General features: G+C 57.4%; 7 protein-coding genes. 6 read left to right on the forward strand and 1 reads right to left on the reverse strand.

All coding sequences use genetic code 11. The features are described 5' to 3' along the window. Nucleotides 1–259: 259 nt before the first annotated feature. Nucleotides 260–1,876 carry a chaperonin GroEL gene (groL, locus tag WMO36_RS07085; protein WP_099570776.1) on the forward strand — a complete coding sequence of 539 codons (1,617 nt, stop codon included), beginning with the start codon at nt 260–262 and terminating at the stop codon, nt 1,874–1,876. A 129-nt stretch (nt 1,877–2,005) separates the two neighbouring features. Here groL and WMO36_RS07090 read toward each other — a convergent pair whose 3' ends face one another. After that, nucleotides 2,006–2,296 carry a WXG100 family type VII secretion target gene (locus WMO36_RS07090; protein ID WP_003836531.1) on the reverse strand — a complete coding sequence of 97 codons (291 nt, stop codon included), beginning with the start codon at nt 2,294–2,296 and terminating at the stop codon, nt 2,006–2,008. Nucleotides 2,297–2,379: 83 nt separating this feature from the next. Here WMO36_RS07090 and WMO36_RS07095 point away from each other — a divergent pair, with 83 nt between their 5' ends. The 5 genes from WMO36_RS07095 to WMO36_RS07115 all read left to right on the forward strand — a co-directional run bounded on the left by WMO36_RS07095 (nt 2,380) and on the right by WMO36_RS07115 (nt 7,524). Next, nucleotides 2,380–3,273, forward strand: coding sequence for a TPM domain-containing protein (locus WMO36_RS07095; RefSeq protein ID WP_250778818.1), 894 nt, complete (start codon nt 2,380–2,382; stop codon nt 3,271–3,273). A 3-nt stretch (nt 3,274–3,276) separates the two neighbouring features. Continuing rightward, a complete protein-coding gene (locus WMO36_RS07100; RefSeq protein WP_003836535.1) occupies nt 3,277–4,008 on the forward strand; it encodes a response regulator transcription factor in 732 nt (243 codons plus the stop codon). 12 nt (nt 4,009–4,020) lie between these two features. After that, the gene (locus WMO36_RS07105) at nt 4,021–5,850 is read left to right on the forward strand and encodes a HAMP domain-containing sensor histidine kinase (protein ID WP_099570774.1); all 1,830 of its coding nucleotides are present in this window, start codon (nt 4,021–4,023) and stop codon (nt 5,848–5,850) included. 156 nt (nt 5,851–6,006) lie between these two features. After that, nucleotides 6,007–6,396: a cold-shock protein gene (locus WMO36_RS07110; RefSeq protein ID WP_003836539.1), complete on the forward strand. Its 390-nt coding sequence runs from the start codon at nt 6,007–6,009 to the stop codon at nt 6,394–6,396. A gap of 3 nt (nt 6,397–6,399) precedes the next feature. Further along, a complete protein-coding gene (locus WMO36_RS07115; protein WP_144171472.1) occupies nt 6,400–7,524 on the forward strand; it encodes a DUF3027 domain-containing protein in 1,125 nt (374 codons plus the stop codon). Nucleotides 7,525–7,644: the final 120 nt, after the last annotated feature.

Consider the following 7,644-nt stretch of genomic DNA (forward strand, 5'->3'; position numbering starts at 1 on the left):
AAACATGTGAAGCCTTGTTCTCCTCGTGGGGGCAAGGCTTTTTGTTTTCTTGAAATTCCAATGATTATGGCGTTTTTTATGAGGTTTGGTTTCTTGCTTACAGCGCAACCATCGACATTGAGTTTGGCACTCTCGTCCTGAGAGTGCTAATCTGCCAATTAGCACTCGAGGAGTGAGAGTGATAACTGGCAGCTGACGGCTGGTGCGTTCTTCGCTTCGAAAGTGGGAATAATACCGTGTAGCCATATGTGGAGGAACAATGGCAAAGATCATTGCATACGACGACGAAGCTCGTCAGGGAATGCTCGCGGGTCTCGACAAGCTCGCTGACACCGTCAAGGTCACCCTCGGTCCGAAGGGCCGCAACGTGGTTCTCGACAAGACCTACGGCGCTCCGACCATCACTAACGATGGCGTTTCCATCGCCAAGGAAATCGACTTGGATGACCCGTACGAGCGCATCGGCGCCGAACTGGTCAAGGAAGTCGCCAAGAAGACCGACGACGTCGCTGGCGACGGCACCACCACCGCAACCGTGCTCGCACAGTCCCTGGTGCACGAAGGCCTGAAGAACGTCACCGCCGGTTCCAACCCGATCGCTCTGCGTCGTGGTATCGAGAAGGCTTCTGAGGCTATCGTCAAGGAGCTTATCGCAGCTGCCAAGGATGTTGAGACCAAGGACCAGATTGCTGCCACCGCAACGATTTCCGCAGCCGATCCGGAAGTCGGCGAGAAGATCGCCGAAGCGCTGGACAAGGTCGGTCAGGATGGTGTTGTGACCGTTGAAGACAACAACCGTTTCGGCTTGGATCTGGACTTCACCGAAGGCATGCGTTTCGACAAGGGCTACATCGCCCCGTACTTCGTGACCAACGCCGAAGATCAGACCGCAGTGCTTGAAGAGCCGTACATCCTGCTGACCTCCGGCAAGGTGAGCTCCCAGCAGGACGTCGTGCACATCGCCGAACTGGTCATGAAGACCGGCAAGCCGCTGCTGATCATCGCCGAGGACGTCGACGGCGAGGCTCTGCCGACCCTGATCCTGAACAACATCCGCGGCACCTTCAAGTCCTGCGCCGTCAAGGCTCCGGGCTTCGGTGACCGCCGCAAGGCCATGCTGCAGGATATGGCCATTCTGACCGGCGCACAGGTCGTGTCCGACGAACTGGGTCTCAAGCTCGACTCCGTCGACATGTCCGTGCTCGGCACCGCCAAGAAGGTCATCGTCTCCAAGGATGAGACCACCATCGTGGCCGGCGGCGGCTCCAAGGAAGACGTGGCTGCCCGCGTGGCCCAGATTCGTGCCGAAATCGCCAACACCGATTCCGATTACGATCGCGAGAAGCTGCAGGAGCGTCTGGCCAAGCTGGCTGGCGGCGTTGCCGTCATCAAGGTTGGCGCTGCTACCGAAGTCGAGGCCAAGGAACGCAAGCACCGCATCGAAGATGCCGTGCGCAACGCCAAGGCGGCCATCGAAGAAGGCCTGCTGCCGGGCGGCGGTGTCGCTCTGGTTCAGGCTGCTGCCAAGGCCGAGAACGACGTCAAGCTCGAAGGCGACGAGGCAACCGGTGCGGCGATCGTGTTCCGCGCCATCGAAGCTCCGATCAAGCAGATCGCCGAGAACGCTGGCCTGTCTGGCGATGTGGTGATCGACAAGGTCCGTTCCCTGCCTGACGGCCAGGGCCTGAACGCTGCAACCAACGAGTACGAGGACCTGCTGGCTGCCGGTGTCACCGACCCGGTCAAGGTCACCCGTTCCGCTCTGCAGAACGCAGCTTCCATCGCTGGTCTGTTCCTGACCACCGAGGCTGTTGTGGCCAACAAGCCGGAACCGCCGGCAGCCGCTCCGGCCGCTGGTGCTGACATGGGCTACTGATCCAAAGGTTCGGCAAAGCCTAACGGCATAAGCGAAAAGCTATCAGCGGAGCCCGCTTCCCAAGGTGGAGGCGGGCTCCGCTTCTCTTTGTGCCTGCTACTGCTTTGACCGTATCGGAAGCATCTGCCGCTACTGCGCGAACAGACGCGACGCCTGCATTTCGGTTTCCGAATAGAGCATGGACGCTTGCGAAAGCGCATGTTGAATCGATTCAAGCGACTGCTCCATCTGCTGCTGGGCTGCCCGCCATTGTTCCGCCACCGCATTGAATTGCGTGGCGGCTCCGCCGCGCCAAACGCTTTGCAGATTGTTGAGATTGGCGTACATACCTTGCACCGATTGACGAATCGCTTGGATGGAGGCGTTCACTGCCGCGCTTGAGGATTGAATCTGTTCGCTGTCCACCTGATACTGTGCCATGATGATCCTTTCGTTGCTACGTTTTGTATGATGGTTTTCGCCGTTCCTCATGCTTGACGCATCCGAACGGTAATGTGGACTGTATGGCAAGAGTGAACGCGATGAACGAAAAAACCAGGGTTGTGGTCGGAGGATGGCCGAATTCGTGCCCTACCGGCGTGTCGCAACAGGGGAAAAACTTTAAAAATCGTTGGAACGAAGCGCTTTGTGCGCTTCTTGCCATGATATTGTGCTGTACTGCGATGATGTGGATAACTCCCGTCGGCAATGCGGATGAGGGTACCGGCACCGGCATCACGGCTACTGAAAACATCACTGACACCCAGAATCTGCTCGGATCGAATGTCGCTGAAATCACGGACGCCATCAGCAAAACGAAGCAGGAAACCGGGGTTTCCGTGCGTCTGCTGTATCTGGCGAGCTTCAACAGCGACGAAAAACCTGCGAAATGGGCGAGCGCATTGTTGGAATCGCTTGATCCGAAGCCGAATACGGTGTTGTTGGCGGTCGCTTCGAATGACGGCAATCTGGTGGTTGCCGTGTCATCGAATTCCGACGAATGGCTGAAAAAGAAGTCGACCGTCGATGCGCTTTCCGATGCCGCGCAGAAACCTCTGATGGAAAGCACCCCGAATTGGTCGAAGTCCGCGACCGATATGATGGATCAGATCGTAGTGCAGAAGAAGACCTCGACGTCGTCGCAGACGGTGCTGTTGGGTGTTGGCGGCATGATCGCCGTATTGGTGTTGCTGATTGTGATTATGGTGGTGTTCCATATTCTGCGCAAACGTGGCGTCATCAAGCGTAAGGTCCGTAAGCATGCGGGGAGGCATGCCGTGGTTACCATGCGTTCCGAGCCGGTGAAGGCGTGGAGCGTTGATGACGAGCCGTTCGCTGATGCGCCTGATAAGGAACCGACGCCAAAGGAAGATTCAGAATCCGTTCAGGAAACATCCAGTGAAAAGAGTGATGCTTAAGGCATGAGCAAGCCTATTGAAGCATCCATTGTCGTTGTTGATGACGAACCGTCCATCCGCGAACTGCTGGTGGCGTCCCTGCATTTCGCCGGTTTTGAAGTGAATACCGCGGCTTCGGGATCCGAGGCCATCGAGGTTATCGAAAAAATACAGCCTGATTTGATCGTGCTTGACGTGATGCTCCCGGATATCGACGGCTTTACGGTGACTCGTCGCATTCGTCAAGAGGGCATCACCACGCCGGTGCTGTATCTGACGGCTCGTGACGATACGCAAGATAAAGTCATGGGCCTGACCGTGGGTGGCGATGATTACGTGACCAAGCCGTTCAGTCTTGAGGAGGTTGTCGCGAGAATCCGCGCCATCCTGCGCCGTACCCAGGAGCAGGTTGAAGACGATCCGATCATTCGCGTCGCCGATCTGGAAATCAACGAGGATTCGCATGACGTGTCCCGCGCCGGCCAGCCGATCGACTTAAGCCCCACCGAATACAAGCTGCTTCGTTATCTGATGGATAACGAGGGACGTGTGCTTTCGAAAGCGCAGATTCTGGATCACGTGTGGCAGTATGATTGGGGCGGAGACGCTGCGATCGTTGAATCGTATATTTCCTACCTGCGTAAGAAGGTCGACGGCCTTACGGTTGAGGATGAGAACGGCGAGAAGCGCAAAGTGGCTCCACTCATCGAAACGAAGCGTGGCATCGGCTACATGATTCGCGCGCCGAAGAACTAAACGGTTCCTACGATGAGTCAGGATATCCGTCAGCCGTCAGCTGACCCGCAGAACGCGCAGAAGAACGCCGCCCAGCCGTGTCCGCAACGTGTGCCCTTGCGTCGGCGGATCGGCAGGAAGGTGCAGGCCATTCCACTGAGTACCAAGCTGGTCACCTGCATCATTGTGCTGCTCACCATTGGCACCATTGGTATTTCCTTTTCCATTCGTACACTTGTAAGCAATTATCTGCTGCAGAAAACCGACAATCAGTTGGTGAATCAGGCGCAGATGATCTTCAATAGCATGGATTCGCTGGACAGCACTACAAGCGAAGATGGCAGGAGCTTGGTGAACACGTACTATGTTGAGGTACGTGACAGCGAATACAGGCGTACGGGAGCGGGATCGGTGCCCATGCTTCGGGAGGGCGTGGTATCCGAGCCGAGCCTGCCCTCCGACGGCAGTATCGATGGGGTTACGCTAGGAGAGCCGTTCACCACGCAGGCGGTGGTGCATGTCACCACCAGTCGGATGCCAGATCATTCCATCATGCAGGCCGCGCAGTCGCCATGGCGTGTAGTGGCGTTGCCCTGGAGCGAGAAAAGCAAAACCGGTGAAGTCAAAAACAGTGGCGTCGTGTTCATCGGATTGTCTCTCAGCGACCAGATTGACACCGCGAACACGTTGACGCGGTTCTGCGCCATGGTCGGCATCGCAGTGGTGCTGATCGGCGTCATCCTCGGCACCATCGTCGTGCAAAGCACGCTTGCTCCGTTGAAACGTATCGAAAAGACCGCGGCGAAGATCGCGGCAGGGGATTTGAGCCAGCGCGTTCCCGACTTGCCGGAGAACACGGAAGTCGGTTCGCTGTCCATGTCGTTGAACGCCATGCTGACGCGCATTGAGGAAAGCTTCCACGCGCAGGAGGAAACGACTGAGAAGATGAAGCGGTTCGTTTCCGACGCCAGTCATGAATTGCGTACCCCGCTTGCTGCGATTCATGGTTACGCGGAACTCTACAAAATGCAGCGTGACATGCCGGGGGCGTTGGAGCGTGCCGACGAGTCCATCGCGCATATCGAGGCGTCCAGCGCGCGTATGACGGTGTTGGTGGAGGATCTGCTTTCTTTGGCGCGTCTTGACGAAGGTCGTGGCATCGATATCACCCAGCAGGTGAAGCTCACTTCCGTGGTGAAGGACGCTGCCGACGATTTGCATGCGCTTGATCCGAATCGTGGCATCACCTGCGGCCAGGTGGTGCTGCAGCCAGGGCAAGATATGAACAATCCCGCGAGGTTGACGTTCCAACCGGGGCAGATGCCGGATATTACGCTGACGGGCGATGCTTCAAGGTTGCGTCAGGTGGTGACCAATATCGTTGGCAATATCCACCGCTATACGCCGGCCGATTCGTCGGTGGAGGTTTCGATGGGCGTGTTGCCGGCTTCCATCAGCCCGGAGTCGTTGTCTCGCATGCCGTCGAACGAGCAGTCGCTGCGTCACTTGGTCGAAGCCATCGAAGTCGGGCAGTCGATGCAGGTGGGTATGAACTATGCGATCGTTCGCTTCAGCGATCATGGTCCCGGCGTTCCGGCCGAGGCGCGTTCAAAGATTTTCGAACGTTTCTATACGGCTGACCCGTCCCGAGCTCGGCAGAAGGGCGGCACCGGCCTTGGCATGGCGATCGCGCAATCCGTGGTCAAGGCGCATCACGGTTTCATCTGCGCTTCCGGCAGCGAGGGAACCGGCTTGACATTGACGGTGGTGCTTCCGGTGGCTCCGGTGGAGCCGCGTCCGTTGACGCAGGCCAGTGACGAACGCAAGGGTGACAAGTGGGGCCGCAGGTCGAAAAAGCAGTGATGCAAACGCCTGAAAAGGCCTGATTTGACGGTTATTGGCGCAAGAGATGGTATATATCCCACCTCTTGCGCTAAACTGTATCTTTGATTTGTAATCGGTGAGCGGTTTTCTTTCGCTTGCCCGAAGGTATGTGGATTACGTAAGAGTGAGGTGACAATGCCTAGCGGACGCGTTCGTTGGTTCGATGCGAACAAAGGCTATGGTTTTATTCAGAACGAGCAGGGCGCCGATGTGTTCCTGCCTGCAGCTGCCCTGCCGGAGGGCGTGAAGACGTTGCGTAAGGGCGCAAAGGTCGAGTATTCCGTGGTGGAGGGCCGCCGTGGCCCGCAGGCGATGGGCCTTACGCTCGTCGCGTCCGCTCCGTCTCTGGTCAAGGCGACGCGACCGAAGCCGGATGATATGGCCGCCATCGTGGAGGATCTCATCAAGCTTCTGGATTCCGCCGGAAACCAACTGCGCCGACATCATTACCCGTCGCCGGCCGAAAGCAAGAAACTGGCCACGCTGATGCGTGCCGTGGCCGACAACTTCGACGTACAGGAATAATTCATGTCCGATACCACAATGGATCCCAGGGCGATCGCTCAAGCGGCGGCCATTGAAGTCGCCGATGAGGATAGTCAGGTCGGCGACTTCGTCGAAGCCATCGATTTGGGAGACAACGTCACTGATTTTCGTTTCGAAACTCGCGTGCGCGGGTATGAGGGATGGCAGTGGTCGGTGACGTTGTATCACGATGTCGAGTTGGATCATTGGACGGTCAATGAGTCGTCGTTGGTGCCTACCGACAAGGCGTTGCGTCCACCGGAATGGATTCCGTGGAAGGATCGTCTCGAACCGACCGACTTGGCGGTGACCGATTCGATCGGCACCGATCCCGACGATCCCCGTATGGAGGAGGGGTTCCGTAAGACGGAACCTGCTGAGACGGGCGAAAACGTTTCTTCCGATGCGGAGTCTGCCGAAACGACGAATGCCAGCGATAATGCCGAGACGGACGCTGACGGGGCTGCCGGCTCGCAAGGCGAGAGCGCTGCAGCATCGGTGACTTCCGAAGAGGATATCGACGAGGCGGTTGAGGAATTCGACCTGTCCCGCCGACACGTGCTTACGTCTTTGGGACGTTCCCAGACCGCGAAACGTTGGTATGAGGGGCCACGTGGACCGAAGTCGTTGTCCACCAAGACGTCGGATGGCAATCCGTGCTCGACGTGCGGATTCTTCATTCCCCTGAAAGGCGAGCTGAACCTCCTGTTCGGCGTGTGCGCCAACAAGTGGAGTCCTGATGACGGTCGTGTCGTGTCCATCGACCATGGCTGTGGCGAGCATTCCGAGATCGAGCCTCCGGAACCGTCGCATCTGTGGGTGCAGTCGAAGCCGGCCTTCGATGATCTTCATATCGACATCATCGCGCAGGCTCCGCGTGACGAGCGCAGTTCCGTCGAACTGATCGAACGGTTGTCAGTGGACGAAAGCAACAATCCGAACGATGAGGAGGAAGCCTCCGAAGCCGATATCGAAGCCAATACCGTGGATGACGACGCGAATCAGGAAGAAGTGCTCGAACACACGGCCCCGCAGGACGAACCTGAAGTGGAAGCCACCGTTGAGCTAGGCGGTGACGAGGATTCGGAAGCCGAAGAGACGCCTGAAAACGATTCGGAAGCCGAATAATCCGGTTTTACTGCAGATAGGGGAGAAGCCCGCAGTTCAAACTTGTGAACCGCACCCCGATTGTTGGACTGAAGAAATTCAGATTCGATGATCGGAGGTGCGGTTCTTTCGTATGCGTGA

Source organism: Bifidobacterium hominis (assembly GCF_040095915.1).
GTDB lineage: Bacteria > Actinomycetota > Actinomycetes > Actinomycetales > Bifidobacteriaceae > Bifidobacterium > Bifidobacterium hominis.

What these genes read in the sequence shown, in the direction of transcription:
- groL (WP_099570776.1), top strand. Translation starts at nt 260, where the DNA reads ATGGCAAAGATCATTGCATACGACGACGAAGCTCGTCAGGGAATGCTC.
- WMO36_RS07090 (WP_003836531.1), bottom strand. Translation starts at nt 2,296, where the DNA reads ATGGCACAGTATCAGGTGGACAGCGAACAGATTCAATCCTCAAGCGCG.
- WMO36_RS07095 (WP_250778818.1), top strand. Translation starts at nt 2,380, where the DNA reads ATGGCAAGAGTGAACGCGATGAACGAAAAAACCAGGGTTGTGGTCGGA.
- WMO36_RS07100 (WP_003836535.1), top strand. Translation starts at nt 3,277, where the DNA reads ATGAGCAAGCCTATTGAAGCATCCATTGTCGTTGTTGATGACGAACCG.
- WMO36_RS07105 (WP_099570774.1), top strand. Translation starts at nt 4,021, where the DNA reads ATGAGTCAGGATATCCGTCAGCCGTCAGCTGACCCGCAGAACGCGCAG.
- WMO36_RS07110 (WP_003836539.1), top strand. Translation starts at nt 6,007, where the DNA reads ATGCCTAGCGGACGCGTTCGTTGGTTCGATGCGAACAAAGGCTATGGT.
- WMO36_RS07115 (WP_144171472.1), top strand. Translation starts at nt 6,400, where the DNA reads ATGTCCGATACCACAATGGATCCCAGGGCGATCGCTCAAGCGGCGGCC.